At 72.3% G+C, this 26,355-nt stretch carries 23 protein-coding genes and 1 pseudogene; 22 read left to right on the top strand and 2 right to left on the bottom strand.

What is annotated here, in order from left to right; all coding sequences use genetic code 11:
• Nucleotides 1–74: 74 nt before the first annotated feature.
• From smc to ftsY, 3 genes are all read left to right on the top strand, one after another.
• Nucleotides 75–3,644, top strand: coding sequence for a chromosome segregation protein SMC (gene smc / locus IF47_RS0110330; protein ID WP_031508266.1), 3,570 nt, complete (start codon nt 75–77; stop codon nt 3,642–3,644).
• 245 nt (nt 3,645–3,889) lie between these two features.
• On the top strand, nt 3,890–5,323 hold the full coding sequence (locus IF47_RS0110335) for a sugar porter family MFS transporter (protein WP_031508267.1): 1,434 nt from the start codon (nt 3,890–3,892) through the stop codon (nt 5,321–5,323).
• A gap of 168 nt (nt 5,324–5,491) precedes the next feature.
• Entirely contained in the window at nt 5,492–6,721 is a 1,230-nt protein-coding gene (gene ftsY / locus IF47_RS0110340; protein ID WP_031508268.1) for a signal recognition particle-docking protein FtsY, read from the top strand.
• A gap of 96 nt (nt 6,722–6,817) precedes the next feature.
• Here ftsY and IF47_RS0110345 read toward each other — a convergent pair whose 3' ends face one another.
• Nucleotides 6,818–7,498, bottom strand: a complete 681-nt coding sequence (locus IF47_RS0110345; protein WP_031508269.1) for a bifunctional DNA primase/polymerase — start codon at nt 7,496–7,498, stop codon at nt 6,818–6,820.
• A 368-nt stretch (nt 7,499–7,866) separates the two neighbouring features.
• On the opposite strand from IF47_RS0110345, the gene nsdA reads away from it, so the two are divergent.
• The 4 genes and pseudogenes from nsdA (at nt 7,867) to ffh (ending at nt 12,845) form a co-directional block, all read left to right on the top strand.
• On the top strand, nt 7,867–9,369 hold the full coding sequence (gene nsdA / locus IF47_RS0110350; protein ID WP_031508270.1) for a transcriptional repressor NsdA: 1,503 nt from the start codon (nt 7,867–7,869) through the stop codon (nt 9,367–9,369).
• A 224-nt stretch (nt 9,370–9,593) separates the two neighbouring features.
• The gene (locus IF47_RS0110355; protein WP_031508272.1) at nt 9,594–10,916 is read left to right on the top strand and encodes an ammonium transporter; all 1,323 of its coding nucleotides are present in this window, start codon (nt 9,594–9,596) and stop codon (nt 10,914–10,916) included.
• Nucleotides 10,917–10,921: 5 nt separating this feature from the next.
• Nucleotides 10,922–11,221: pseudogene (locus IF47_RS0110360) on the top strand (P-II family nitrogen regulator); the annotation flags it as partial.
• 73 nt (nt 11,222–11,294) lie between these two features.
• Nucleotides 11,295–12,845 (top strand): signal recognition particle protein, encoded by a 1,551-nt coding sequence (gene ffh / locus IF47_RS0110365; RefSeq protein WP_031508275.1) that lies wholly within the window; start codon nt 11,295–11,297, stop codon nt 12,843–12,845.
• 156 nt (nt 12,846–13,001) lie between these two features.
• On the opposite strand, the gene IF47_RS0110370 is transcribed toward ffh, so the two are convergent.
• Nucleotides 13,002–13,811, bottom strand: coding sequence for a class I SAM-dependent methyltransferase (locus tag IF47_RS0110370; RefSeq protein WP_031508276.1), 810 nt, complete (start codon nt 13,809–13,811; stop codon nt 13,002–13,004).
• 216 nt (nt 13,812–14,027) lie between these two features.
• On the opposite strand from IF47_RS0110370, the gene proS reads away from it, so the two are divergent.
• The 15 genes from proS to dprA all read left to right on the top strand — a co-directional run bounded on the left by proS (nt 14,028) and on the right by dprA (nt 26,125).
• Nucleotides 14,028–15,443: a proline--tRNA ligase gene (gene proS, locus IF47_RS0110375; RefSeq protein WP_031508278.1), complete on the top strand. Its 1,416-nt coding sequence runs from the start codon at nt 14,028–14,030 to the stop codon at nt 15,441–15,443.
• Between the two features lie 163 nt (nt 15,444–15,606).
• Nucleotides 15,607–16,197 carry a hypothetical protein gene (locus tag IF47_RS0110380; protein ID WP_031508279.1) on the top strand — a complete coding sequence of 197 codons (591 nt, stop codon included), beginning with the start codon at nt 15,607–15,609 and terminating at the stop codon, nt 16,195–16,197.
• 206 nt (nt 16,198–16,403) lie between these two features.
• The gene (gene rpsP / locus IF47_RS0110385; RefSeq protein ID WP_031508280.1) at nt 16,404–16,841 is read left to right on the top strand and encodes a 30S ribosomal protein S16; all 438 of its coding nucleotides are present in this window, start codon (nt 16,404–16,406) and stop codon (nt 16,839–16,841) included.
• A 2-nt stretch (nt 16,842–16,843) separates the two neighbouring features.
• Nucleotides 16,844–17,083, top strand: coding sequence for an RNA-binding protein (locus tag IF47_RS0110390; RefSeq protein ID WP_031508284.1), 240 nt, complete (start codon nt 16,844–16,846; stop codon nt 17,081–17,083).
• A gap of 100 nt (nt 17,084–17,183) precedes the next feature.
• Nucleotides 17,184–17,750: a ribosome maturation factor RimM gene (gene rimM / locus IF47_RS0110395; protein ID WP_031508286.1), complete on the top strand. Its 567-nt coding sequence runs from the start codon at nt 17,184–17,186 to the stop codon at nt 17,748–17,750.
• On the top strand, nt 17,747–18,556 hold the full coding sequence (gene trmD / locus IF47_RS0110400) for a tRNA (guanosine(37)-N1)-methyltransferase TrmD (protein ID WP_031508287.1): 810 nt from the start codon (nt 17,747–17,749) through the stop codon (nt 18,554–18,556). Before rimM ends, trmD begins: the two co-directional genes overlap by 4 nt.
• A gap of 132 nt (nt 18,557–18,688) precedes the next feature.
• Nucleotides 18,689–19,036, top strand: a complete 348-nt coding sequence (gene rplS / locus IF47_RS0110405; protein WP_031508288.1) for a 50S ribosomal protein L19 — start codon at nt 18,689–18,691, stop codon at nt 19,034–19,036.
• Nucleotides 19,037–19,127: 91 nt separating this feature from the next.
• Nucleotides 19,128–19,772, top strand: coding sequence for a signal peptidase I (gene lepB, locus IF47_RS0110410; RefSeq protein ID WP_031508289.1), 645 nt, complete (start codon nt 19,128–19,130; stop codon nt 19,770–19,772).
• Nucleotides 19,765–20,823: a signal peptidase I gene (gene lepB / locus IF47_RS0110415; RefSeq protein ID WP_031508290.1), complete on the top strand. Its 1,059-nt coding sequence runs from the start codon at nt 19,765–19,767 to the stop codon at nt 20,821–20,823. Before lepB (IF47_RS0110410) ends, lepB (IF47_RS0110415) begins: the two co-directional genes overlap by 8 nt.
• Nucleotides 20,824–20,866: 43 nt before the next feature.
• Nucleotides 20,867–21,700 carry a signal peptidase I gene (gene lepB, locus IF47_RS0110420; RefSeq protein ID WP_425423571.1) on the top strand — a complete coding sequence of 278 codons (834 nt, stop codon included), beginning with the start codon at nt 20,867–20,869 and terminating at the stop codon, nt 21,698–21,700.
• Between the two features lie 70 nt (nt 21,701–21,770).
• Nucleotides 21,771–22,520: a signal peptidase I gene (gene lepB, locus IF47_RS0110425; RefSeq protein WP_078591710.1), complete on the top strand. Its 750-nt coding sequence runs from the start codon at nt 21,771–21,773 to the stop codon at nt 22,518–22,520.
• A 13-nt stretch (nt 22,521–22,533) separates the two neighbouring features.
• The gene (locus IF47_RS0110430; protein WP_031508293.1) at nt 22,534–22,857 is read left to right on the top strand and encodes a DUF2469 domain-containing protein; all 324 of its coding nucleotides are present in this window, start codon (nt 22,534–22,536) and stop codon (nt 22,855–22,857) included.
• Nucleotides 22,858–23,002: 145 nt separating this feature from the next.
• The gene (locus tag IF47_RS0110435) at nt 23,003–23,389 is read left to right on the top strand and encodes a YraN family protein (RefSeq protein ID WP_031508294.1); all 387 of its coding nucleotides are present in this window, start codon (nt 23,003–23,005) and stop codon (nt 23,387–23,389) included.
• A gap of 1 nt (nt 23,390) precedes the next feature.
• Nucleotides 23,391–24,998: a YifB family Mg chelatase-like AAA ATPase gene (locus tag IF47_RS0110440; RefSeq protein WP_031508295.1), complete on the top strand. Its 1,608-nt coding sequence runs from the start codon at nt 23,391–23,393 to the stop codon at nt 24,996–24,998.
• The gene (gene dprA / locus IF47_RS0110445; protein WP_031508296.1) at nt 24,995–26,125 is read left to right on the top strand and encodes a DNA-processing protein DprA; all 1,131 of its coding nucleotides are present in this window, start codon (nt 24,995–24,997) and stop codon (nt 26,123–26,125) included. Before IF47_RS0110440 ends, dprA begins: the two co-directional genes overlap by 4 nt.
• The last annotated feature ends 230 nt before the right edge of the window (nt 26,126–26,355 follow it).

The raw sequence follows: 26,355 nt of genomic DNA on the forward strand, positions 1-26,355 counted from the left end.
GATGTGCCCCACCCGTTCAGTGGCGAAACTCGCTTCGGTCATGAAACCGACACCGGGGAGTAAAGTCCGGCAACGTGCACCTCAAGAGCCTGACCCTGCGCGGGTTCAAGTCCTTCGCCTCGGCCACGACGCTGCGGTTCGAGCCCGGCATCACCTGTGTGGTGGGTCCCAACGGCTCCGGCAAGTCCAACGTGGTGGACGCGCTGTCCTGGGTGATGGGCGAACAGGGTGCCAAATCGCTGCGCGGCGGCAAGATGGAGGACGTCATCTTCGCCGGGACGGCCGGCCCGTCCGGCCGTCCCCCGCTCGGCCGCGCCGAGGTCTCCCTCACCATCGACAACTCCGACGGCGCACTGCCCATCGAGTACTCCGAGGTCACCATCACGCGGATCATGTTCCGCAACGGCGGCAGCGAGTATCAGATCAACGGTGACACCTGCCGACTGCTGGACATCCAGGAACTGCTCTCCGACTCCGGTATCGGCCGCGAGATGCACGTCATCGTCGGACAGGGGCAACTCGACTCCGTCCTGCACGCCGACCCCGCGGGCCGTCGTGCCTTCATCGAGGAGGCGGCCGGCGTCCTCAAGCACCGCAAGCGCAAGGAGAAGGCGCTGCGGAAGCTGGACGCGATGCAGGCCAACCTCGCCCGTGTCCAGGACCTGACCGACGAACTGCGCCGCCGGCTCAAGCCGCTGGGGCGACAGGCGGCCGTCGCCCGCAGGGCGGCGGTGATCCAGGCCGACCTGCGCGACGCCCGGCTGCGGCTGCTCGCCGACGACCTGGTCGCCCTGCGCGCGGCTCTGGAGGCCGAACTCGCCGACGAGGCCGCGCTCAAGGAGCGCAAGGAGGCGGTGGAGGGCGAGCTGAGGGAGGCGCTGCGCCGCGAGGCCGAGCTGGAACGGCGGGTGGGAGACCTCGCGCCGCGGTTGGAGAGGGCGCAGCAGACCTGGTACGAGCTGTCGCAGCTCGCCGAGCGGGTGCGCGGCACCGTGAGCCTGGCCGAGGCCCGGGTCAGGAGCGCCGCGGCCGAACCCGTCGAGGAGCGCCGGGGACGCGACCCGGAGGACCTGGAACGCGAGGCCGCCGCGATCCGCGAACAGGAGGCGGAGCTCACCGCCGCGCTGGAGGCGGCGAACCGCATGCTGGAGGACACCGTCGCGCGCCGCGCCGCGCTGGAGCGGCGGCTGGCCGAGGAGGAGCGCAGGCTCAAGGACGCCGCCCGCGCCGTCGCCGACCGCCGCGAGGGGCTCGCCCGACTGCAGGGTCGGGTCACCGCCGCCCGGGACCGGGCCGCCTCCGCCCAGGCCGAGATCGACCGTCTGTCCGCCGCACGGGACGAGGCGCGTGAGCGTGCCGAGGCCGCCCGGGAGGAGTACGAGGCGTTGCGGGCCGAGGTGGACGGCCTCGACGCGGACGACGCCGAGCTGGCCGAGAGCCACGAGAGGGCCAAACGGGAGTCGGCCGAGGCGGAGACGGCGCTGGGCGCGGCCCGCGAGGCGCTGGCCGCCGCCGAACGCGAGCGCGCGGCGGTCTCCGCCCGCCGGGACGCCCTGGCCCTGGGGCTGCGCCGCAAGGACGGCACCGGCGCCCTCCTCGACGCCCGGGACCGGCTCACCGGTCTGCTCGGCCCGGCGGCCGAACTCCTCACCGTCGCCCCCGGAAGCGAGGTGCCCGTCGCCGCCGCCCTGGGCTCGGCGGCGGACGCCGTCGCCGTGGACGGCCCCGCCACGGCGGCCGACGCCCTGCGCCTGCTGCGCAAGCACGACGCGGGTCGCGCGGCACTGATCCTGGGCGGCGTCCCCTCCCCGGAGGAACCGCCCCGGACACCGGAGGTGCCCGGGGCGAGACACGCGGTGGACCTGGTGTCGGGCCCGGACACCCTGTTGCCCGCGCTGCGGAGGCTGCTGCGCGACACGGTGGTGGTCGACACGCTCCAGGACGCGGTGGAGGTGGTGACGGCGCACCCGGAGCTGACCGCCGTCACCGCCGAGGGCGATCTGCTCGGCGCCCACTTCGCGCAGGGCGGCTCCGCGGGAGCGCCCTCGCTGCTGGAGGTGCGGGCCTCGGTGGACGAGGCCGACGCCGAGCTGACGGAGCTGGAGGGCCGGTGCGAGGCGCTGGCCGCGGAGCGGGAGCGGGCCCGCGAGCGGCAGCGGGAGTGCGCCGCCCGGGTCGAGGAGCTGGGCGCTCGGCGCAGCGCCGCCGAGCGGGAGAAGTCGCGGGTGGCGGGGGACCTGGGACGGTTGGGCGGACAGGCGCGCGCCGCGGCCGGCGAGGCCGAGCGCGCCGAGGCGGCCGTCGCTCGGGCCGAGGAGGCCCTGGCGCGGGCGGCGGCGGAGGCCGAGGAGTTGGCCGAGCGGCTGGCGGCGATCGAGGAGCAGCCGGGCGACGAGGAACCGGACACCTCCCTGCGGGATCGGCTCGCGGCCGACGGCGTCGCCGCACGGCAGGCGGAGATGGAGGCCCGTCTCCAGGTCCGCACCCATGAGGAGCGCGTCAAGGGGCTCGCCGGGCGGGCGGACTCCCTGGACCGGGCGGCTCGCGCGGAGCGCGAGGCGCGGGCGCGGGCCGCCCGCCGCCGGGCCCGGATGCGGCACGAGGCCGAGGTCGCCTCGGCCGTCGCCTCCGGGGCCCGGCAGCTACTGGCGCACGTGGAGGTCTCCCTGGCCCGGGCCCGGGAGGAGCGGGAGGCCGCCGAGCGGGCGAAGGCCGAGCGCGAGCGGGAGCTGTCCGGGGAACGCAAGCGGGGTCGGGAGCTGAAGGAGGAGCTGGACAAGCTCACCGACTCGGTGCACCGCGGCGAGGTGCTGGGGGCCGAGAAGCGGCTGCGAATCGAGCAACTGGAGACCAGGTCCCTGGAGGAGCTGGGCGTGGAGCCGGAGGTGCTGATCCGCGAGTACGGCCCCGACCAGCTCGTGCCGCCGTCCCCGCCGGCCGAGGGCGAGACGTTGCCGGACGACCCCGACCACCCGCGGAACCGGCCGGCCCCGTTCGTCCGTGCCGAGCAGGAGAAGCGGCTGCGGGCGGCCGAGCGCGCCTACCGGCAACTGGGCAAGGTCAACCCGCTGGCCCTGGAGGAGTTCGCGGCGCTGGAGGAGCGGCACCGGTTCCTCAGCGAGCAGTTGGAGGATCTGAAGAAGACCCGGACCGACCTCCTCAGGGTCGTCAAGGAGGTGGACCAGCGGGTCGAGCAGGTCTTCACGGAGGCCTACCACGACACGGCCCGCGAGTTCGAGGGCGTCTTCTCGCGGCTCTTCCCCGGTGGCGAGGGGCGTCTGGTCCTCACCGATCCGGACGACATGCTCGCCACGGGCGTGGAGGTCGAGGCCAGGCCGCCCGGTAAGAAGGTCAAGCGACTGTCGCTGCTGTCGGGCGGGGAGCGGTCGTTGACGGCCGTGGCGCTGCTGGTGTCGATCTTCAAGGCGCGGCCCAGCCCGTTCTACGTCATGGACGAGGTCGAGGCGGCCCTGGACGACACCAATCTCCAGCGGCTGATCGGGATCATGCGGGAGCTGCGGGAGAACTCCCAGCTCATCGTGATCACCCACCAGAAGCGGACCATGGAGGTCGCCGACGCGCTGTACGGCGTCTCGATGCGGGGCGACGGGGTCTCGAAGGTCGTCAGTCAGCGGTTGCGCTGAGCCACCGACCCAGGCCCGCGGTTCACAAACGCTTCACAAGTCGAACAAGATTGGTCACCTGGTGGTCTCTTTCCTATCCCACTCCACCTATTGACTTAATTACTTGAAGGAATAGTCTCTCTCCAGTTGCACTTGCCTTCACATGGTGACGTTCGACTTGTCGGGCCGGTGGAGGCTGCATCTACCTGGCATCCCACTCGGCATCCCACCCGGCACCGTCGCCGGGCACCGCAGGAGTACCAACCGTGACCAGCACCACACAGGTGGGGTCGGACGCGCCGGACGCCCCGGCCGCACGGCACCAGCACCTCAGACACGTCGTCTTCATCGCCGCCGCCGCGGCGATGGGAGGCTTCCTCTTCGGCTACGACAGCTCAGTGATCAACGGAGCCGTCGAGGGCATCCGCGGCAGATTCGCCGTCGGCTCGGGCGCTCTCGCCCAGGTCATCGCGGCCGCTCTGATCGGTGCGGCGGTCGGTGCCGCCACCGCCGGCCGGCTCGCCGACCGGCTCGGCCGCATCCGGGTGATGCAGATCGCCGCCGTGTTCTTCGTCGTCAGCAGCATCGGCTCCATGCTGCCCTTCACCCTGTGGGACCTCGCCTTCTGGCGCGTTCTGGGCGGTGTCGCCATCGGCATGGCCTCGGTGATCGCCCCCACCTACATCGCCGAGGTCGCCCCGGCCGAGTACCGCGGCCGGCTCGCCTCCTTCCAGCAGGCCGCGATCGTGCTGGGCATCGCCCTCTCCCAGCTCGTCAACTGGGCCCTGCTGAACCTCGCCGACGGCGAGCAGCGCGGAGAACTGTTGGGCATCGAGGCGTGGCAGGTCATGCTCGGCGTCGCGGCCGTCCCGGCCCTCGTCTACGGCCTGCTGACGCTGCGCATCCCCGAGTCCCCGCGTCACCTCGTCGCCCAGGGCCGGACGGACGAGGCCAAGGCCGTCCTCGCGGGCGTCGAGCCCGAGGGCACCGACCTGGACGCCAGGATCGCCGAGATCACCGAGCGCATGCGCGGCGAGCGCAAGCCGAGCGCGCGCGACCTGCTGGGAGGACGCTTCGGCCTGCTGCCGATCGTCTGGGTGGGCATCGGCCTGTCGCTGTTCCAGCAACTGGTCGGCATCAACGTGATCTTCTACTACAGCGCCTCGCTGTGGCAGTCGGTCGGCATCGACCCCAGCAGCTCGTTCTTCTACTCCTTCACCACCTCGATCATCAACATCGTCGGCACCGTGATCGCGATGCTGCTGGTGGACCGGATCGGCCGCAAGCCGCTGGCCCTCATCGGGTCCGCCGGCATGGCGCTCTCGCTCGGCGCCGCCGCCTGGGCGTTCTCCTACAAGAGCGGCACCGGCGAGAACATCACCCTGCCCGACACCCAGGGCACCGTCGCCCTGATCGCCGCGCACTGCTTCGTGCTGTTCTTCGCCCTCTCCTGGGGCGTGGTGGTCTGGGTGATGCTCGGCGAGATGTTCCCCAACCGCGTCCGCGCCGCCGCCCTCGGCGTCGCCGCCGGAGCCCAGTGGGTGGCGAACTGGCTGATCACCGTCACCTTCCCGAGCCTGTCGGAGTGGAACCTCTCGGGCGCGTACGTCATCTACACGATCTTCGCCGTGCTCTCGATCCCGTTCGTCCTCAAGTGGGTGCCGGAGACCCGGGGCAGGACCCTGGAGGACATGGGGTAACCACCTCGGGCAGCCCCTCCCCACGCCCCTCTCCCCCTGCCCCGCACCGCCCCGGCCGCGCCCGACGCGCCGGGGCGGTGCGCGTCCCTCTCCGGAGCGCGCGACGTCGCCGGGGACGGGGGACGGACCCCGTGCCACGACCGGCCGTGGCCGATACTGGGTGGCGTTATGGACATCGTCATCCTCGCCGTAGTCATCGCCGTGGTCGCCGTCGCCGCCATCGGCGGGCTCGTGGTCACCACCACCCGCCGGAAGAAGACGCCGCCGCTCGACCGCTCCGCCCCCCCGACCATCACCGCTCCACCCCCGACCGAACCACGGGTCGGGGAGGAGGCCGAAGCCGCCCGCGACGAACAGCGGCGCACCATCGAAGAGGTCGACCTGCCACCCTCGGGAGCCACGGACGCCACCGTGGCCGAGGCGCCCGAACCTCCCGCGGCACCCGAGATCGAGACCCCGGCCCCCACCGCCGGACGACTGGTGCGGCTGCGCGAGCGCCTGGCGCGCTCCCAGAACACCCTGGGCCGCGGCCTGCTCACCCTCCTCTCCCGGGACCACCTCGACGAGGACACCTGGGAGGAGATCGAGGACACCCTGCTCACCGCCGACGTCGGCGTCGCCCCCACTCAGGAGCTGGTCGAGCGGCTGCGCGAGCGGGTGCGGGTGCTGGGCGCCCGCACGCCCGACGAGCTGCGCGCGCTGCTGCGCGAGGAGCTGCTGAAGCTGGTGGGCACCGACATGGACCGCACGGTCCACACCGAGGGCGGCGTCTCCTCCGAAGGCGTGGTCCGGCCGGGCGTGGTGCTGGTCGTCGGTGTCAACGGCACCGGGAAGACCACCACCACCGGCAAGCTGGCCCGCGTGCTGGTCGCCGACGGCAAGTCGGTCGTGCTCGGCGCCGCCGACACCTTCCGCGCCGCCGCCGCCGACCAGCTCCAGACCTGGGGCGAGCGCGTCGGCGCCCGCACCGTCCGCGGCCCCGAGGGCGGCGACCCGGCGTCGGTCGCCTTCGACGCGGTCAAGGAGGGCATCGCCGAGAACGCGGACGTCGTCCTCGTCGACACCGCGGGACGGCTGCACACCAAGACCGGCCTGATGGACGAGCTGGGCAAGGTCAAGCGGGTGGTGGAGAAGCACGGCCCGGTGGACGAGGTGCTGCTCGTGCTGGACGCCACCACCGGTCAGAACGGTCTGATCCAGGCCCGGGTCTTCGCCGAGGTCGTGGACATCACCGGCATCGTGCTCACCAAGCTCGACGGCACGGCCAAGGGCGGCATCGTCATCGCCGTCCAGCGCGAACTGAACGTCCCGGTCAAGCTGGTCGGTCTGGGCGAGGGCGCGGACGACCTGGCGCCGTTCGAGCCGGAGGCGTTCGTGGACGCCCTGATCGGCGACTGACGCTCCGGGCGGGACGAGAAGGAGACGGGAGGCACCCCGCCGCGAACGGCACGGACGCGGCGGGGCCCGGCCCCACCGAGGCGGCGGGGACGCGCCTCAGCCGCGGCGAAGCTCGCGGTGGCAGACGTACGCCAAGGTCCCCAGCAGGAGCCTGGCCTGTGGAGGGCGACCCGCCGCCTCCAGGGTGGGCGGTCGCAGCCACCGGACCGGGCCGAGCCCGCCCAGGTCGGAGGGCGGGGCGGTGATGTGGTCACCGGGGCCGAGGCCGCGCAGGTCCAGCACGGTGTCGTCCCAGCCCGTCCGGTAGAGCAGCCGGGGAAGCTCCGCCGCCGCGCCGGGGGCCACGAGGAACCAGGCGCGACCGTGCGGGGCGACGGCGACCGGTCCGAGCGGCACTCCCATCCGCTCCAACCGGGCCAGGGCGTGCCGCCCGGTCGACGCGGACACCTCGATGACGTCGAAGGCACGGCCCACCGGCAGCATCAGCGCCGCGCCGGGCACCCGCCCCCACGCGGCGGTCGCCTCGTCCAGGGTCGCCCCGGCCGGCACCGTCAGCGAGGCGTCGAGGGGGTGGGCGCCGGGAGAGGGGCAGTCGAGGAGCCCGCAGGAGCACTCCGTACGGCCGCCGCCGCGCACGGCGCGGGCGCCGGGGACGACGTCCCAGCCCCACAGACCCGTGTACTCGGCGACGGCCGTGCACACCGAGGCGCGGTTGCGGCGCCGGGTGCCGGACCGCAGCTCCCGGATCTCGCGGATGCTGCCGATCGTGAAGCCCATGCCCCCTCCAACGGGTTCCGTGCGCTGATGGTTACGGAGGGTCTCGCCACGGACACGCCGAGCGAGTCCTTCCGTCGGGGGCGCGGCGGGCGACGCGCGCCCCTGGCGTGCGCCACTCCAACCGGTCGCAGCCGCCCGGGACAAGTGAACCGTGCGAGGCGCCGCTTGGGTTCATCCAAAGGGGTGGCGAATGGTGGCGGTTTTGCAATTTCACTCGCCACGTCAGTGATCGTAGGATTACTTTCGGTTCACACAGCGACGGAAACACGCGGAAGACGTCCGGCGTGCGTCTGTGCCGGAGGTATGCCGTCGAGAGGCGTGCGACCGGGAGCGGGACGACACGCACGGGCCGGGATGGGGGCGTTCCAGTGGGCGGCAACGGAAACAGCGGCGGCACCGGCACCGCTGGGAAGCGCCCGAACGAACGGCTCGCCTCGTGGTTCGTGCGCAGCGGCTGGTCCAAGGGCGAGCTGGCCCGTCAGGTGAACCGTCGCGCCCGACGGATGGGCGCGCACCACGTCAGCACCGACACCTCACGGGTGCGCCGCTGGCTCGACGGGGAGCAGCCCCGCGAACCGATCCCGCGCATCCTCTCCGAGCTGTTCTCCGAGCGCTTCGGCTGTGTGGTCGCCGTGGAGGACCTGGGCCTGCGCACCGGCCGGCCGGCGGCCTCCGCCGGCGGCGTCGACCTGCCCTGGACCGGGCCCCAGACCGCGGCGATGATCGGCGAGTTCTCGCGCAGCGACCTGATGCTGGCCCGCCGCGGCTTCCTCGGCACCTCCCTGACGATGGCCGCCGGACCGGCCCTGATCGAGCCGATGCAGCGCTGGCTGGTGCCCACCCCCGCGAGCCCGTCCGTCCCCGCGCCACGGGAGCGGGACCGCGGCGCGCGGCGCGGGACCGGACTGTCCGGCCCGGAGCTGGAGCTGCTGGAACAGACGGTGGTGATGTTCCGCAAGTGGGACGCCCAGTGCGGCGGCGGGCTGCGGCGCAAGGCCGTCGTCGGGCAGCTCCACGAGATCACCGACCTGCTCCAGGACTCCCACCCCGAACCGGTGCGGCGACGGTTGTTCAAGGTCACCGCCGAGCTGTCGGAGCTGGCCGGGTGGATGAGCTACGACATCGGGCTCCAGCCGACCGCGCAGAAGTACTTCGTCCTCGCCCTCCACGCGGCCAAGGAGGCCGGTGACAGGCCGCTGGGCGCGTACGTGCTGTCCGACATGAGCCGCCAGATGATCCATCTGGGCCGCCCCGAGGACGCGCTGGAACTGATCCACCTCGCGCAGTACGGCAGCAGGGACGGGGCCACCCCCCGCACGCAGGCCATGCTGTACGCGATGGAGGCGCGCGCGTACGCCAACATGGGCCGGCCCGACAAGTGCCACCGGGCGGTGCGGATGGCCCAGGAGACCTTCGCCGAGATCACCCCCGGCGACGCCGACCCGGACTGGATCGGGTTCTTCTCCGAGGCGGAACTGGCGGCGGAGAACGCCCACTCCTACCGCGACCTCGCCCAGGTGGCCGGCCGCAGCCCCGCCTACGCCTCGCTCGCGCAGCCGGAGATGGAGAAGGCCGTCGAGCTGTTCGCCCGCGAGTGCGGCGAGGACGGCACCGGCCACCAGCGGTCGTACGCGCTCAACCTCGCCGGAATGGCCACCGTCCACCTGCTGCAGCGCGAGCCCGAGCAGTGCGCCGCCCTGGCCGGCCGGGCCCTGGACGTGGCCAAGCGCCTCCGCTCGGAGCGGGTCAACACCCGCATCCGCAAGACCGTGGCCACCGCGGCCCGCGAATTCGGAGGCGTCGCCGAGGTCGTCGCCCTCAGCGAGCGGCTCGCCGGGGAACTCCCCGAGGGCGTCGCCGTCGCGGTCTGACCCCGGCCCGTCTCCCCACCTCTGCCCACCGCACTCGGGAAGCCGCCCGGCACGGCCGGACGGCTTCCGTAGGGGCGCACGTTCATTCCGGCGTAACACGCCACGCGTCTTCGTCACGGTCGTGAAACACCGGGGGGCGCCGGACGAAACGGGGCTCGGGAAACCTGTGGCTCACCCTGATCCCTGACCCGCCCCACGGGTCGCGACGTGAGGAGACGCCCACGGTGAACGGCGCGGACACCGCTTTCGTACTGATCAGCGCGGCGCTGGTCATGCTGATGACACCCGGCCTGGCGCTGTTCCACGGCGGCATGGTCCGGGTCAAGAGCGCCCTCAACATGCTCATGATGTCCTTGGTCTCCCTGGGCGTCGTGAGCGTCCTGTGGGTGCTCTACGGCTACTCGCTCACCTTCGGCGCCGACTCCGGGGGCCTGATCGGCGGCTTCGAGTTCGTCGGTCTGAGCGGCATCGACCAGGCGGCCCTGACCGGCGGTGACGAGGGCATCCCGGTCCTCGCCTTCGTCCTCTTCCAGATGATGTTCGCCGTCCTGGCGCCGGCCCTGATGAGCGGTGCGCTGGCGGACCGGGTGAGGTTCGGCGCCTGGGCGGTGTTCATCGCCCTGTGGGTCACGGTCGTGTACTTCCCCGTCGCCCACTGGGTCTGGGCCGAGGGCGGCTGGCTGTTCGAGATGGAGGTCATCGACTTCGCGGGCGGGACCGCCGTCCACATCAACGCCGGTGTCGGCGCGCTGGCCGCGGCCCTGGTGGTCGGCCGGCGGATCGGCTTCCGGAGGGAGCCGATGCGTCCCCACAACCTCCCGATGGTGGTCCTGGGCGCCGCCCTCCTGTGGTTCGGCTGGTTCGGCTTCAACGCCGGCTCCGCGCTGGGCGCGGGCGGCACCGGCGCCGGTATGGCCCTGAACACGCAGGTCGCCGGCGCGGCCGCCATTCTGGGGTGGCTGGCCTGCGAGCGCGTCCGTCACGGCGCCCTCACCACCCTGGGAGCCGCCTCCGGCGCCATCGCCGGCCTGGTCGCCATCACCCCCTCCGGCGCGCACGTGAACGCCATCGGCGCGACCGTCATCGGCCTGGTCGCCGGCGCGGTCTGCTCCTGGGCCGTCGGCCTGAAGTACAGGTTCGGCTACGACGACTCCCTGGACGTCGTCGGCGTCCACCTCGTCGGCGGTGTGATCGGCACCCTGCTGGTCGGCTTCCTGGCGGTCGACGGCGTGGGCGGCGTCGAGCAGTTCGGCAAGCAGGCCGTCGGCGCCGTCTCCGTCATGGCCTTCTCCTTCGCGGTCTCCTGGGTGCTGGCGAAACTGGTCGACGTCACCATCGGCTTCCGCGCGAGCGAGGACGACGAGACCGCCGGTCTGGACCGGGCGTACCACGCCGAGACCGCCTACGACTTCGGAGCGGTGAGCGGCTCGCCCGCGTCCCGCGGCACGGCCGGGACGTCCGGCGGACACGGCGACGACGCGACGGCGCCGGCGTCCGGGAAGGAGCTCGACGAGAAGCAGGAGCTCGGCGAGAGGGTGGACGCGTGAGGATCGTCACCGAGGCCCGCGGGTACGGACGGCAGCGAGGCCACACCGAGGTGTACCGGGGCGCTGAGTACACCGTCGACCCGGTGCCCGAGGTCCGTGTCGAGGTCCTCGTCGAGGACGAGGACGCCGAGCGGCTCGTCGACGTGATCGTCAAGGCCGCCCGCACCGGGAAGATCGGTGACGACAAGGTCTGGAGCGTCCCCGTCGAGGCCGTCGTAGGGGTCCGGACGGGCGAGCGCGGTCCCGACGCCCTCCGAGCGGGCGCCGCGCTCGCCGGGGAACCGGAACGAGCCCCGGGCGGCTGACCCCACCTGCGGCGGCCCGATACCCTTGGAGGTCGACCGCCACCGCCGCCAACGCGAAGGATCCGCGACCGACGTGTTCGACACTCTCTCCGATCGCCTCACGGCGACGTTCAAGAACCTCAGGGGCAAGGGCCGTCTGAGCGAGGCGGACATCGACGCCACGGCGCGCGAGATCCGCATCGCCCTGCTGGAGGCGGACGTCGCCCTGCCAGTGGTGCGGGCCTTCATCAAGCAGGTCAAGGAGCGCGCCCTGGGCGCGGAGGTCTCCAAGGCCCTGAACCCCGCACAGCAGGTCATCAAGATCGTCAACGAGGAGCTGGTCGGCATCCTCGGCGGCGAGACCCGCCGGCTGCGGTTCGCCAAGAACCCGCCGACGGTGATCATGCTCGCCGGTCTGCAGGGTGCGGGCAAGACCACCCTGGCGGGCAAGCTGGGCCACTGGCTCAAGGGCCAGGGGCACGCCCCGCTGCTGGTCGCCTGCGACCTCCAGCGCCCCAACGCCGTCAACCAGCTCACCGTCGTCGCCGAGCGCGCGGGCGTGGGCATCTACGCGCCCGAGCCGGGCAACGGCGTCGGAGACCCGGTCAAGGTCGCGAAGGACTCCATCGAGTACGCCCGGACCAAGCAGTACGACGTGGTCATCGTCGACACCGCCGGCCGGCTGGGCATCGACGAGGAGATGATGCGGCAGGCCGCCGACATCCGCGACGCGGTCTCCCCCGACGAGGTCCTCTTCGTCGTCGACGCCATGATCGGTCAGGACGCGGTCAACACCGCCGAGGCGTTCCGCGACGGCGTCGGCTTCGACGGCGTGGTGCTCTCCAAGCTCGACGGCGACGCCCGCGGTGGCGCGGCCCTGTCGATCGCGCACGTCACCGGCCGCCAGATCATGTTCGCCTCCAACGGCGAGAAGCTGGACGACTTCGACGCGTTCCACCCGGACCGCATGGCGTCCCGCATCCTGGGCATGGGCGACGTCCTCAGCCTCATCGAGAAGGCCGAGCAGACCTTCAGCCGGCAAGAGGCCGAGAAGATGGCCGCCAAGCTGGCCAAGGGGCCCAAGGAGTTCACCCTCGACGACTTCCTGTCCCAGATGGAGCAGGTCCGCAAGATGGGCTCCCTCTCCAAGCTGCTGGGGATGATGCCCGGCATGGGGCAGATCCGGGATCAGATCAACAACATCGACGAGCGCGACGTGGACCGCACCGCCGCGATCATCAAGTCGATGACCCCGGCCGAGCGCACCGACCCCACGATCATCAACGGCTCGCGGCGGGCCCGCATCGCCCGCGGTTCCGGTGTGGACGTCAGCGCGGTGAAGAACCTCGTGGAACGCTTCTTCGAGGCCCGCAAGATGATGTCGAAGATGGCCCAGGGCGGCATGCCGGGGATGCCCGGGATGCCGGGCATGCCGGGGGCGGGCGGCCAGCGGAAGAAGGGCAAGCAGCAGAAGAAGGTCAAGGGCAGGCAGCGCTCGGGCAACCCGATGAAGCGCAAGGCCGAGGAGCAGGCCCTGGCCGAGCGCCGTGCCGCCCAGGGCGGGGCCTTCGGCCTGCCCGGCGGTCGGGACGTGGAGGACTTCGAACTGCCCCAGGAGTTCAAGGACCTGCTTCCGCCGAAGTGACGGCCGCCCACGTCGGAGCGTTCCGGCGCACTCCTCCCGGCCGTGCCCACACCGCGTCCACGCCGCGGCCGTCGGCCGTCCCACGGCGAGGGGCGGACGTCGGGGCCACGGGGCCCCGTCCCGCCCCTCCGCCGTACCGCCCCTCTCGCCGCGCCGTCACGTCATGGCGACCACGTAGCGGAACAGGTTCTGCATCCACACCGTGCCGTCGGGCCGCACGTGGGGCCGCAGCGCCTCCGCCAGCTCCTTGGTGACCTGCCCCCTGTCCGTCGCCCGGACGGCCGCGTCGTACAGGCCGGTCGACAGCAGTCCCCGCACCGCGCTCTCCAGGTCGGCGTAGCCGAACGGGCACGCCACCCGCCCCGAGCCGTCCGGACGCAGCCCGGCGCGCCGGGCCAGGTCCTCCAGGTCGTCCCGCCCGCCCGGCCGCCAGCACCGTCCCGCCGCGCGGCGGGGCTCGGCCAGGCGCTCGGCCACCCGCAGCGCGGGGGCGGCCGCACAGCGCTCCACCGGACCCCAGCCCGCCAACACCACCGGGGTGTCCCGCCCCGTCACCTCCGCCACCCGGGCGAGCACGGCCGGATCGGGCAGGGTGTCGAAGGCGGTCACCAGCGTCGGCGGCGGTCCCTCGCGCAGCGCCGCGGTGTCCGGTCCGCCGTCCGGCCCGCAGGACAACACCCGCGCGGTCCAGTGCCGCGCGCCCCACTGCGGTTCCGGCAGCAGCCGCTGCCGGGCCAGCTCCAGACGTGCCTCGTCGGTGTCCGCTCCCGTGACGGTGGCGCCGCGGGCGGCGGCCATCACCAGCGCCAGACCGGAGCCGCAGCCGAGGCCCAGAACGTGTGTGTGCCGTCCGACTTCGAACCGCTCGTACACCGCCTCGTAGAGCGGAACCAGCATCCGCTCCTGAATCTCCGCCCAGTCCCGGGCGGGCCGCGGGAGGTGCCGCTGTGCGAGCGTGGGTGCCATCGCAACATCCCCATTCCGATGGAAGGATCGCCGGATAACCGGTCGCCGTCTCGTCCCCCGAGAAGTCCCTGTGCCCGAATGCCAGGGAACTGCGCGTCCGTCCCCGAGTCCAGAGGGTGCGCCGGGGTGTTTCGCCCGCGCCGCCCGCGCGCACTCCCACGGTGCCCCGACAACCTGATTCACGCATCCGCAGCAGACCGCCGTAACATGCCCGTCATGGCAAAGGCTCCCGTGCTCACCCCCCGGACGGACGACTTCCCCCGCTGGTACCAGGACGTGATCAACAAGGCCGAACTGGCCGACAACGGACCGGTGCGCGGCACCATGGTCATCCGACCGTACGGGTACGGGCTCTGGGAGCGGATGCAGCGGGACATGGACGCCCGGATCAAGGCCCAGGGCGTCGAGAACGCCTACTTTCCCCTGTTCATCCCGCAGTCCTACCTGACCAAGGAGGCGGAGCACGTCGAGGGCTTCGCCCCCGAACTGGCGGTCGTCACGCACGGCGGCGGCAAGGAGCTGGAGGAGCCGGTCGTCGTCCGGCCGACCTCCGAGACGATCATCAACGACTACTTCTCCAAGTGGGTGCAGAGCTACCGCGACCTGCCCCTGCTGATCAACCAGTGGGCCAATGTGGTGCGCTGGGAAATGCGTCCGCGTCTCTTCCTGCGAACGAGTGAGTTCCTGTGGCAGGAGGGGCACACCGCCCACGCCACGTACGAGGAGGCGCGGGACTTCGCGGCCCGCATCCACCGCGAGGTCTACGCGGACTTCATGGAGAACGTCCTGGCCATGGACGTCGTGCTGGGCCGCAAGACCCCCAAGGAGCGCTTCGCGGGCGCCATCAACACCCTCACCCTGGAGGGCATGATGGGCGACGGCAAGGCCCTCCAGATGGGCACCAGCCACGAGCTGGGCCAGAACTTCGCCAAGGCGTTCGACACCCGCTACCTGTCCAAGGACGGCGAGCGGGAGCTGGTCTGGCAGACCTCCTGGGGCTCGACCACCCGGATGATCGGCGCTCTGGTGATGATGCACGGCGACGACAACGGCCTGCGCGTCCCGCCGCGCCTGGCCCCGACCCAGGTCGTCGTCCTGGCGATCAAGGGCGACGACGCGGTGCTGGCGAAGGTCCGCGAGGTCGGCGACCGGCTCGCCGCCGCCGGTGTCCGGGTGAGGGTGGACGACCGCACCGACACCCCCTTCGGCCGCCGCGCGGTCGACTGGGAGCTCAAGGGCGTCCCGCTGCGCGTCGAGATCGGCCCCCGCGACCTGGAGAACGGCACCGCGATGCTGGTCCGCCGCATCGCCGGGGGCAAGGAGCCGGTGGCGATCGACGCCCTCGACGAGCTGTGCCCCAAGCTTCTGGAGGAGGACCAGGCGCTGCTGCTGCGCCAGTCCCGCGAGCGCCGCGAGGCCCGCACCACGGACGTGCGGACCGTGGAGGAGGCCGCCGAGGCCGCCGCTGCCGGAGGCTGGGCCCGCATCCCGTGGGCCGACCTCGGCCCCGAGGGCGAGGCGAAGCTGGCCGAGCAGGCCGTCACGGTCCGGTGCCTGGTGGGCGAGGACGGCTCGGTCCCCGCGTCCGACGACGCCCCCGGCACGTTGGCCGTGGTCGCCCGGGCCTACTGACGGGTCGGTCCATCCCGGCTTGGGGCGGGTGGAGGCGAGTCCTCCCCGGATCGGCACACCCGCCCCGTCGGGACGCATCACCCCTGAACTGACTGGTACGTGCAAAATATTTGGGATGCCCCGTAATCGGAACACCGGGACACTCTGGCTCGTTGTTCACGACGTGAGCACGACACCACCTGTACTCGCCGCCGAACTGGCGCTCGCGTGGGCCGACATTCAACGGCACCACCCCGAGCTGCCCGATCTGGCCGCGCCCGAATCGCTGATCGGAGAGTCGTCGTCCGCCTGTGGCGCCGAGCTCTCCTTCGAACGGCTGCTGCACGAGGCCGTCCACGGGATCGCCGCCGCACGCGGAGTCCGGGACACTTCGCGCGCCGGCCGCTACCACAACCGCCGCTTCCTGGCGATCGCCGAGGAGTTGGGGCTGGAGCACTCCGACGAACCGCATCCGAGCAGCGGTTTCTCGTTGGTCGCCATGAAGCCCGAGACCAGGAAGCGCTACCGACCCACCATCGAGCGGCTGCAGCGCGCCCTGCGCGCCCACAGCGCCGCCACCGCCACCGACACCTCCCGCACCTTCCGCGGCCCCGCCGCACGGCACGGTTCGTCGGGCGGCGGCGTGCGGGTCAAGGCGGTGTGCGACTGCGGACGCAACGTCCGGGTCGTCCCGTCCGTCCTGGCCCAGGCGCCGATCATGTGCGGAGCCTGCGGCCAGCCGTTCCGCATCCCGGAGACAGTCGGAGTGGGTTGAGAGGCGCGAACGGCCGGGGGAGGGGAAGCCGGAGGGAGAGGCCGGCTGCCCTGACGAGGTGTGGCAGAATGGGCGGCTGTACTCGACAGCCGCACAGGACCCCTCTCTCCTCCGGCTGACGCGTCCACTCGGGCACTCGGGTACCACCACCCCACGTGGCATCCCGCCGTGTCCAACCACGCCAAAGACCAGGAGACACCACACCCGTGGCAGTCAAGATCAAGCTGAAGCGACTGGGCAAGATCCGCTCGCCTCACTACCGCATCATCGTCGCCGACTCCCGTACGCGTCGTGACGGCCGGGCCATCGAGGAGATCGGTCTGTACCACCCGGTGCAGAACCCCTCGCGCATCGAGATCGACTCGGAGCGCGTCCAGTACTGGCTGGGAGTCGGCGCGCAGCCGACCGAGCCCGTCCTGGCGATCCTGAAGGTCACCGGCGACTGGCAGAAGTTCAAGGGGCTGCCCGCGCCGGAGCCGATGAAGCTTCCCGAGCCCAAGGCCGACAAGCGCGCCGTCTTCGAGGCCGCGGCCAAGGAGTCCGCGGACGAGCCCCAGGGTGACGCCATCACCCAGAAGGGCAAGAAGGCCGACAAGAAGGCGGACGAGGCCGAGGCCGGGACCGCCGAGTCGACCGAGGCGTGACCATGCTGGAAGAGGCCCTCGACCATCTGGTGAGGGGCATCGTCGACCACCCCGACGAGGTGCAGGTCGCCTCCCGCAACCTGCGTCGTGGGCGCGTGCTGGAGGTCCGGGTGCACCCCGACGACCTCGGCAAGGTGATCGGCCGCAACGGCCGGACCGCACGCGCGCTGCGCACCGTCGTGACGGCCCTCGGCGGCCGGGGCGTCCGCGTCGACCTCGTCGACGTCGACCAGGTCCGCTGAGATCGCGGCGGAGACACGGCACAAGGTACCGGCACGGGCCGGGAGCGGCACCGCCGCTCCCGGCCCGTGCCGGTACACGGACACACGGAGTTGACGAGCAGTGCAGCTGGTAGTCGCACGCATCGGCCGCGCCCACGGAATCAAGGGCGAGGTCACGGTGGAGGTGCGCACGGACGAACCCGAGGTGCGACTGGCCCCCGGCGCGGTCCTGGCCACGGACCCCGCCTCCGTCGGCCCGCTGACCATCGAGAGCGGCCGGGTCCACAGCGGGCGGCTGCTGCTGCGCTTCGAGGGGGTCGGGGACCGCACCGCCGCCGAGGCGCTGCGGAACACTCTGTTGATCGCCGAGGTCGACCCCGAGGAGCGGCCCGAGGACCCCGACGAGTACTACGACCACCAGTTGGTCGACCTCGACGTCGTCACCCGCGACGGGACGGTCGTCGGACGGATCGAGGAGATCGCCCACCTGCCCTACCAGGACCTCCTGGTGGTGCGGAGGACGGACGGCGGCGAGGTGCTCGTCCCCTTCGTCGGCGAGATCGTGCCGGAGATCGACCTGGCCGCGCAGCGCGCGGTGATCGACCCGCCGCCGGGGCTCCTCGACGACCGGGCCGAGATCGCCGGCTCCCGACCCGACGGCGGCCGGGGCGGGGACGAGGACCGATGAGGCTCGACGTCGTCACGATCTTCCCCGAGTACCTGGAGCCGCTGAACGTCTCCCTGGTCGGCAAGGCGCGCGCCCGCGGCCTGCTCGACGTGCGCGTCCACGACCTTCGGCAGTGGACCCACGACCGGCACAACACCGTCGACGACACCCCCTACGGCGGCGGACCCGGCATGGTGATGAAGCCCGAACCGTGGGGCGAGGCACTGGACACGATCATCGCCTCGCAAGAGGGCGACCCGGTCGTCGTCGTCCCCACCCCCAGCGGACGGCCGTTCGACCAGGCGACGGCGGTCGAGCTGGCGGAGAAGCCCTGGTTGATCTTCACCCCCGCCCGCTACGAGGGCATCGACCGCCGGGTCGTCGACGAGTACGGCGAGCGCTTCGAGGTGCGCGAGCTGTCCATCGGCGACTACGTCCTGGCCGGCGGCGAGGCGCCCGTCCTGGTCATGGTCGAGGCCGTCGCGCGGCTGCTCCCCGGCGTCCTGGGCAACGCCGAGTCCCACCGCGACGACTCCTTCGCGCCCGGCGCCATGGCCGACCTCCTCGAGGGCCCCGTCTACACCAAGCCCCCGCTGTGGCGGGGGCGGGGCATCCCCGAGGTGCTGCTCAGCGGCCACCACGGACGGATCGCCCGCTGGCGCCGCGACCAGGCGTTCCTGCGCACCGCGCGGTACCGTCCCGACCTCATCGAGCGCTGCGACCCCGCGGCACTGGACGCGGACGACCGCAAGCTCCTGACGGAGCTGGGGTGGGCCGAGCGCCCGGACGGCCGATTTGGGCGCACCGCCGAAGGCATGGAAGAATAGACCGCTGCCTCACGCCCGGCGCGCGACCCTGCCACAGGGGGACCGACGTTCGCCCGGCGCGGTGGCCCCCGACCGTTTCCAACGAACCGTTCCGCCGATGACCTGTGGCATCGGCGAGGAAAGCAGATCGTCATGCACCTGCTCGACAGCGTCGACGCCGCGTCCCTGCGCAGCGACATCCCGAAGTTCCGCCCCGGCGACACCGTCAACATCCACGTGCGCGTCATCGAGGGCAACCGCTCCCGCGTGCAGCAGTTCAAGGGCGTCGTCATCCGCCGCCAGGGCTCGGGTGTCCGCGAGACCTTCACCGTCCGCAAGGTCAGCTTCGGCGTCGGCGTGGAGCGCACCTTCCCCGTGCACACCCCGATCGTCGAGAAGATCGAGGTCGTCACCCGCGGTCACGTCCGCCGCGCCAAGCTGTACTACCTGCGCGAGCTGCGCGGCAAGGCCGCCAAGATCAAGGAGAAGCGCGAGGGCTGATCCGCGGCCGGGCACGGCGCCCGTGCGAGGGCGGCGGTACCACACCGTCCTCGCCGCAGTCCATCGCCCGCCGGGTTAGGCTCTCGGCTCGATGGACACCGACGCACAACACGCACAGCCCACGGAGCGCGACCGCACCCCGACCCCCTCGACGGGACGGGGGCGCCGGTCGCGCTCCGTGCGTGCGGGGGCGCTGACGACCGCCGTGGCGGCCCTGCTGCTCTTGCTGGTCGACGCGTTCGTGGTGGAGCCTTTCCGTATCCGCAGCGACTCGATGGCGAACACCCTCGACGTCGGCGACCGTGTCCTGGTGAACAAGCTGGCGTACCGTTTCGGCAACCTTCCGGAGCGCGGAGACGTTGTGGTGTTCGACGGCGCCGGCTCGTTCGACCAGGGGCCGTCGGAGGCGTCCGACTACGTCAAGCGCGTCGTCGGAGTCGGCGGCGACAGGGTCACGTGCTGCGACGAGCGGGGGAGGATCGAGGTGAACGGCGAACCGGTGGACGAGAGGTACCTGCACCCCGGCGACCGGCCCTCGACCGTCCCGTTCGACATCGAGGTCCCCGAGGGACGGCTGTGGACGATGGGCGACCACCGCTCCCGCTCCCGTGACTCCCGCGACCTCCTCGGCGCCCCGGGCGGCGGCACCGTGCCGGTGGACCGGGTGATCGGCCGGGTCGACTGGATCGTCTGGCCCGCGGACCGCTGGACCTCCCTGCGGGGTCGCCATGGGTAGACGCGGACGCCCCCGAGGGCGCCGCGGGGCGAGCGGCACCACACCCGGCACGCCCCCGGAGCCCCGGACGACACTGCGCGGCCCCGGTGAGGGACGAGCGGACCGCCGGCGCGCGGCCAAGCGGATCAAGCGGCGGCGACGGCTGTCGGCGACCAAGGAGATACCCATCCTGGTGGGTGTGGCGCTGCTGATCGCGCTGGTGCTCAAGACGTTCCTGGTCCAGGCGTTCGTCATCCCCTCCGGCTCCATGGAACAGACGATCAGGATCGACGACCGGGTGCTGGTGGACAAGCTCACCCCCTGGTTCGGCGCGCGCCCCGAGCGCGGCGACGTGGTCGTCTTCAAGGACCCGGGAGGCTGGCTGCCCCCCGAGGAGAAGCCCGAGCGGAACGACCCGGTGGGGATCAAACAGGGCAGGCAGTTCCTGACGTTCATCGGCCTGCTGCCCTCGGACGACGAACAGGACCTGATCAAACGGGTCATCGCCGTCGGCGGCGACACCGTGGCGTGCTGCGACGCGGACGGTCGGGTGACCGTCAACGGCACGCCCCTGAACGAGCCGTACCTCCATCCCGGCAACGCCCCCTCGCAGATGACCTTCGAGGTGGAGGTGCCCGAGAACCGGATCTTCGTCATGGGTGACCATCGAGCCAACTCGGCCGACTCCCGTTACCACTTGGACGAGCCCGGGAAGGGGACCATTCCGGAGGAACTCGTGGTGGGCAAGGCCGTGGTGATCGCCTGGCCGTACTCCCACTGGCGACGGCTGGAGGAGCCCGAGACGTACGCGTCGGTGCCCGACCCGCGCGGCGAGCCCGCCTCCGCGGCGGCGGCCGGGGAGAATGACACGGTCGACGACATGGTGTGGGCCCCGAGCCCTGCGGAACTTCCGCTCGTTATGGGAGTGGTGGGCCTGCACCGACTGAGGCGCGGGCGACGGCGCAGTACGAGCAGTGTGAGGAGTGGATGTGGGGGACGTGGCGGTTGGAGCGCGCTCCGACGCGGACGGACCGGAGAGGCGGGACGAGGACGAGCCCGTGGAGCGCGGTGAGCAGCCGACCGCGGAACCGGACGACGGAGAAGACACGGAAGACGTGAAGGACAGGAAACAGCAGCGCTCCTTCCTGAAGGAACTCCCTCTGCTGATCGGCATCGCGCTGATCCTGGCGCTGCTGATCAAGACGTTCCTGGTCCAGGCGTTCTCCATCCCCTCCGACTCGATGCAGAACACCCTCCAGCGGGGCGACCGGGTCCTGGTGGACAAGTTGACGCCGTGGTTCGGGGCCGAGCCCGAACGCGGCGAGGTCGTCGTCTTCCACGACCCGGGCGGCTGGCTGGACGAGAGCGCGCAGAGCGACCCGGGCGGCATCGCGGGGGCCTTCCAGGAGTTCATGAGCTTCATCGGACTGATGCCCTCCGCCGAGGAACAGGACCTGATCAAGCGGGTCATCGCCGTCGGCGGCGACACCGTGGCGTGCGAGAAGAACGGTCCCGTCACGGTCAACGGCAAGGCCCTGGACGAGGAGTCCTACATCTACCCCGGCGGCACCCCGTGCGGCAGTGAGGGCTTCGGCCCGGTCGAGGTGCCCGAGGGACGGATCTGGGTGATGGGCGACAACCGTCAGAACTCCCTGGACTCCCGCTTCCACCAGCAGCTCCCCGGACACGGGACGGTCCCCGTGGACGAGGTCGTGGGACGGGCCATCGTCAGGGCGTGGCCGATCGACCGTTGGGGCACCCTCCCGGTGCCGGACACCTTCGCCGAGAAGGGCCTCGCCATGGCCCCCGCGGCGATGGGACTGGTGGGCGCGGTACCGCTGGTGCTGTGGCGGAGGAGGCTGAGGACGGGCCGGACGGCCGTCGAGGCCGCACCGACCGCACCGACCGCACCGACGGGGGACCGGCGAACGAGGGCTGACGAGGACTGACCCGAGCGCGTGCCCGGGGATAGGGTGCGGCCAGGCCGTTGGTGGATCCAGACCGTCCGGGAGCGCGCGAGTGAGCAGAGCAGAACGTACCGGAGGAGCCCGCGGCCGGTTGGGCCGCGCCCTGTCCTCGTTGGCCGTGGCGGTCGGCTGCGTGCTCTTCCTGGGCGGCTTCGGATGGGCGGCCGTCCTGTACCAGCCCTACACCGTGCCCAGCGACTCCATGGCGCCCACCGTGAGCGCCGGGGAGCGGATACTGGCCCAACGCATCGACGGGGACCAGGTCAAACGCGGTGACGTCGTCGTCTTCCGGGACCCGATGTGGGGCGACCTGCCGATGATCAAACGGGTCGTGGGCGTCGGCGGCGACACCGTGGCGTGCTGCGACAAGCGGGGAAGGCTCACCCTCGACGGCGAGGCCCTCGACGAGCCGTACCTGCGGCAGGGGGACCGCGCCTCGTTCGAGGCCTTCGAAGCGACCGTGCCCGAAGGTCATCTCTTCCTCCTCGGCGACCACCGCAACGACTCGCTCGACTCCCGGACGCACCTGCAGGACGCCGCCAACGGCTCGGTGAAGCGGGACACGGTGGTCGGCCGGGTCGACGCCGTGGTGTGGCCGCTGGGCGAGACGAGGATGACGGAACGCCCCGGGAGCTTCGCGGACCTGCCCGGTGGTGTCTCCAGCCCCGGACCGCTGCGCCCCGCCGCACTGGCGATCGCCGTCGGTACCGTGCTGATCCTCGTCGGCGCCGCGACCGGGGCGATCACCACGGTCCGGGAGAGGCGGGCGGGCCTGACGCACAATGGGGGGACGCACGGCTGAAGGGGAACATGCCATGAGCGCCGAGGATCTCGAGAAGTACGAGACCGAGATGGAGCTGAAGCTCTACCGGGAGTACCGGGACGTCGTCGGGCTGTTCAGGTATGTGATCGAAACCGAGCGGCGCTTCTACCTCACCAACGACTACGAGATGCAGGTGCACTCGGTCCAGGGCGAGGTCTTCTTCGAGGTGACGATGGCGGATGCGTGGGTGTGGGACATGTACCGCCCCGCCCGCTTCGTCAAGCAGGTGCGGGTGCTCACCTTCAAGGACGTGAACATCGAGGAGTTGAACAAGAGCGACCTCGACCTCCCCGAGGGCTCCGGCTTCAAGCGGTGACCGACCTCCCGCGCGCCCGCGCTCACCCGGGCGTCACCCGTACGGGTGAGCGAGATATCCACAATCGGCCGGTTCTCCACCGAATCGGACCATGATCATCCGGCCGCCTCCCCAGCCGCCACAGTCGGACCCGGAGGTGGTACCGATGAACGGCAGGGAAGCACTCGGACGCTACGGAGAGGACCTGGCCGCCCGCCGGCTGCGCGAGTCGGGCATGGCCGTCCTGGAACGCAACTGGCGCTGCCGGGGCGGTGAGGTCGACGGCGAGATCGACATCGTCGCCCGGGACGCCGACGCGCTGGTCATCTGCGAGGTCAAGACCCGCAGAGCCGGCGCCTACGAACACCCGATGGCGGCCGTCACACCGCGCAAGGCGGCACGGCTGCGCAGGCTCGCCGCCCGCTGGCTCAGCGAACGCTGGCTGACCCGGTACGGCCGCCCGCCGACCGGGGGAGTGCGCATCGATCTCGTCGGCGTCGTCCTGCCCGAGCGCGGCGCCCCCCGGGTCCAGCACGTCAGGGGGGTGGCCTGAGATGGGATTCGCACGCACCTGCTCGGTCGCCCTCGTCGGTGTCGAGGGCGTGGTGGTCGAGGTCCAGGCGGACCTCGAACCGGGCCTCGCCACCTTCACCCTGGTGGGCCTGCCCGACAAGAGCCTGGTCGAAAGCCGCGACCGGGTCAGGGCCGCCGTCGTCAACTCCGGCATCGACTGGCCGCAGAAGAAACTCACGGTCGGCCTCAGCCCCGCCTCGGTGCCCAAGAGCGGCAGCGGCTTCGACCTCGCCGTGGCCTGCGCGGTCCTCGGCGCGGCGGAACGGATCGACCCCCGCGACCTCGCCGACCTGGTGATGATCGGCGAACTCGGGCTCGACGGCCGAGTCCGTCCCGTCCGCGGCGTCCTCCCCACCGTCCTGGCCGCCGCCGACGCCGGATACCGCCAGGTCGTGGTCGCCGAGCAGACCGCCTCCGAGGCCGCTCTGGTCCCCGGCGTGTCCGTGCTCGGCGTCCGCTCCCTGCGCCAACTCGTCGCCATCCTGACCGACGCGCCCGTGCCCGACGAGGATCCGGCCGAGGAGGGTGCCGCGGCCCCGATGCTCGCCGGGCTCACCGTGCCCGGAGCGGGGAAGGGCATCCCGGGGCTCGGCGAGGAGCGTCCGGTGGACCTCGCCGAGGTCGCCGGGCAGACCGCGGCCCGCAGGGCCCTGGAGGTGGCCGCCGCGGGCCGTCACCACCTCTTCCTCAAAGGACCGCCCGGCGCGGGCAAGACGATGCTCGCCGAACGGCTCCCCGGACTGATGCCGCCCCTCACCCGGAAGGAGGCACTGGAGGTCACCGCCGTTCACTCGGTGGCCGGGGCCCTGCCGCCCGGCCGGCCGTTGATCGAACGACCGCCGTACTGCGCCCCGCACCACTCGGCCACCATGGCCTCCCTCGTCGGAGGCGGCAGCGGGCTGCCCCGGCCGGGGGCCGTCTCCCTCGCCCATCGAGGGGTGCTCTTTCTGGACGAGGCGGCGGAGTGCAGCGCACGGGTGCTGGACGCCCTGCGCCAGCCGTTGGAGTCCGGGCAGGTGGTCGTGGCCCGCGCCCAGGGCATGATGCGCATGCCCGCCGGCTTCCTCCTCGTCCTCGCCGCCAACCCCTGCCCCTGCGGCCGGCACGGCTCCAGGGGCGGCGGCTGCGAGTGCCGCCCCTCCTCGGTCCGGCGCTACCGCGCGCGACTCTCCGGCCCCCTGCTCGACCGCGTCGACCTCCGCGTCACCGTCGAACCCGTCACCCGCGCCGAACTGGCCGACCCGGACGCGCACGGGGAGTCCACCGCGACGGTGGCGGAGCGCGTCCGCGCCGCACGGGAGCGGGCCGAGGCCCGCTACACCGAAACCCCCTGGCGCACCAACAGCGAAGTCCCCGGACACGAACTGCGGACGAGGTGGCCGGGCGCCCCCGGAGCCCTGAACAGGGCCGAGGAGGACATGGAGCGCGGGCTGCTCACCGCACGCGGCCTGGACAGGGTCCTCCGGGTCGCCTGGACGTTGGCCGACCTCGCCGGGCACGACAGGCCCACCGCCGACGACGTGGACGGGGCACTGGAACTGCGCACGGGCGTACGGCGCGGCACGGCACTCGCCGGGGGCGGGACGTGACCGGCGAGGAGGAGCGTCTGGCCCGGGCGGCGCTCACCAGGATCGTGGAGCCCGGGGACGAGACGGCGAACGGATGGCTCGACCGCTACGGCGCCGTGGACACTCTCAGGGCCCTCGGCTCCGACACCCCGCTGCCCGGCGTCTCCCGGAACCGCTGGGCCGGGCTCCGGCAACGGGCCCGCGGACTCGACCCCGAGGCGGATCTGAGGACCGTCGACGGACTGGGCGGACGCTTCGTCTGCCCGGGCGACCCCGAGTGGCCCAGCCAACTGGACGACCTGGGCGACGGCCGTCCCGTCGGACTGTGGGTGCGCGGCAGGGTGTCGCTGCGGATGTGGGCGCTGCGCTCGGTCGCCGTCGTCGGCGCCCGCGCCTGCACGGACTACGGCGCCCACGTCGCGTCGACGCTCGGCTCCAGCCTGGCCGCCCGCGGCTGGACGGTGATCTCCGGCGCGGCGTACGGCGTGGACGGCGCGACCCACAACGGCGCCCTGGCCGTGGGCGGAGCCACCGTCGGGGTCCTGGCCTGCGGGGTCGACGTGGCCTACCCGCCGGGCAACGGCCCCCTGATCCGGCGCATCGGGGAAGAGGGCCTGCTGGTCGCCGAGCTGCCACCCGGAGCCCACCCGACCCGCAGCCGGTTCGTCCTGCGCAACCGCGTGATCGCGGCGCTCACCCGCGGCACCGTCGTGGTGGAGGCCGAGCTGCGCAGCGGATCGCTGGTCACCGCCCGGCGGGCACTCGCCCTCGGCAGGGTCACGATGGGCGTCCCCGGCCCGGTGACCAGCGGGCTGTCGGCCGGAGTGCACCAACTCCTGCGGGGCGAGGGAGTCGTCGTCACCGACGCGGCCGAGATCATCGAACTGGTCGGCAGCATCGGTGAACTGGCGCCCGAGAAGCGCGGGCCGATGCTGCCGCGCGACCTGCTGGCACCGGAGGCGGCGCGCGTCCTGGAGGCCCTGCCGGCCCGGGGCGCGCTCGACACGGAGGCGGTGGCGCGTGCCGCGGCCCTCACCAAGGACCGCGCGCTCGCCCGCCTCCGGGAGCTGGGGACACTCGGCTTCCTCGAACGCAACGGCGACCACTGGCAGTTGGTGCGACGGAGAAACCAACACCCCAACAGGTGACGAGGCGATCCTTGACCTGGGACGATCGAGTGAAAGGGTGAGAGGCATGATCGCTGAATGGTTCGTTCCGCTTGGCCTCGCAGGACCGTCCCGCACTCCGGGGTAACTCCGGGGTGCGGGCAGCGGAACGTATCTGCGTATGCCTGATCGACCGATCCTCGCACTGAGCCACACCTCGGTCACGCTACGCTCCGAAGGTTCCCGCCCCTCAGGTCCCATCGGCGTCAGCG

The sequence above is a fragment of the Streptomyces megasporus genome, assembly GCF_000718985.1.
Lineage (GTDB): Bacteria > Actinomycetota > Actinomycetes > Streptomycetales > Streptomycetaceae > Streptomyces > Streptomyces megasporus.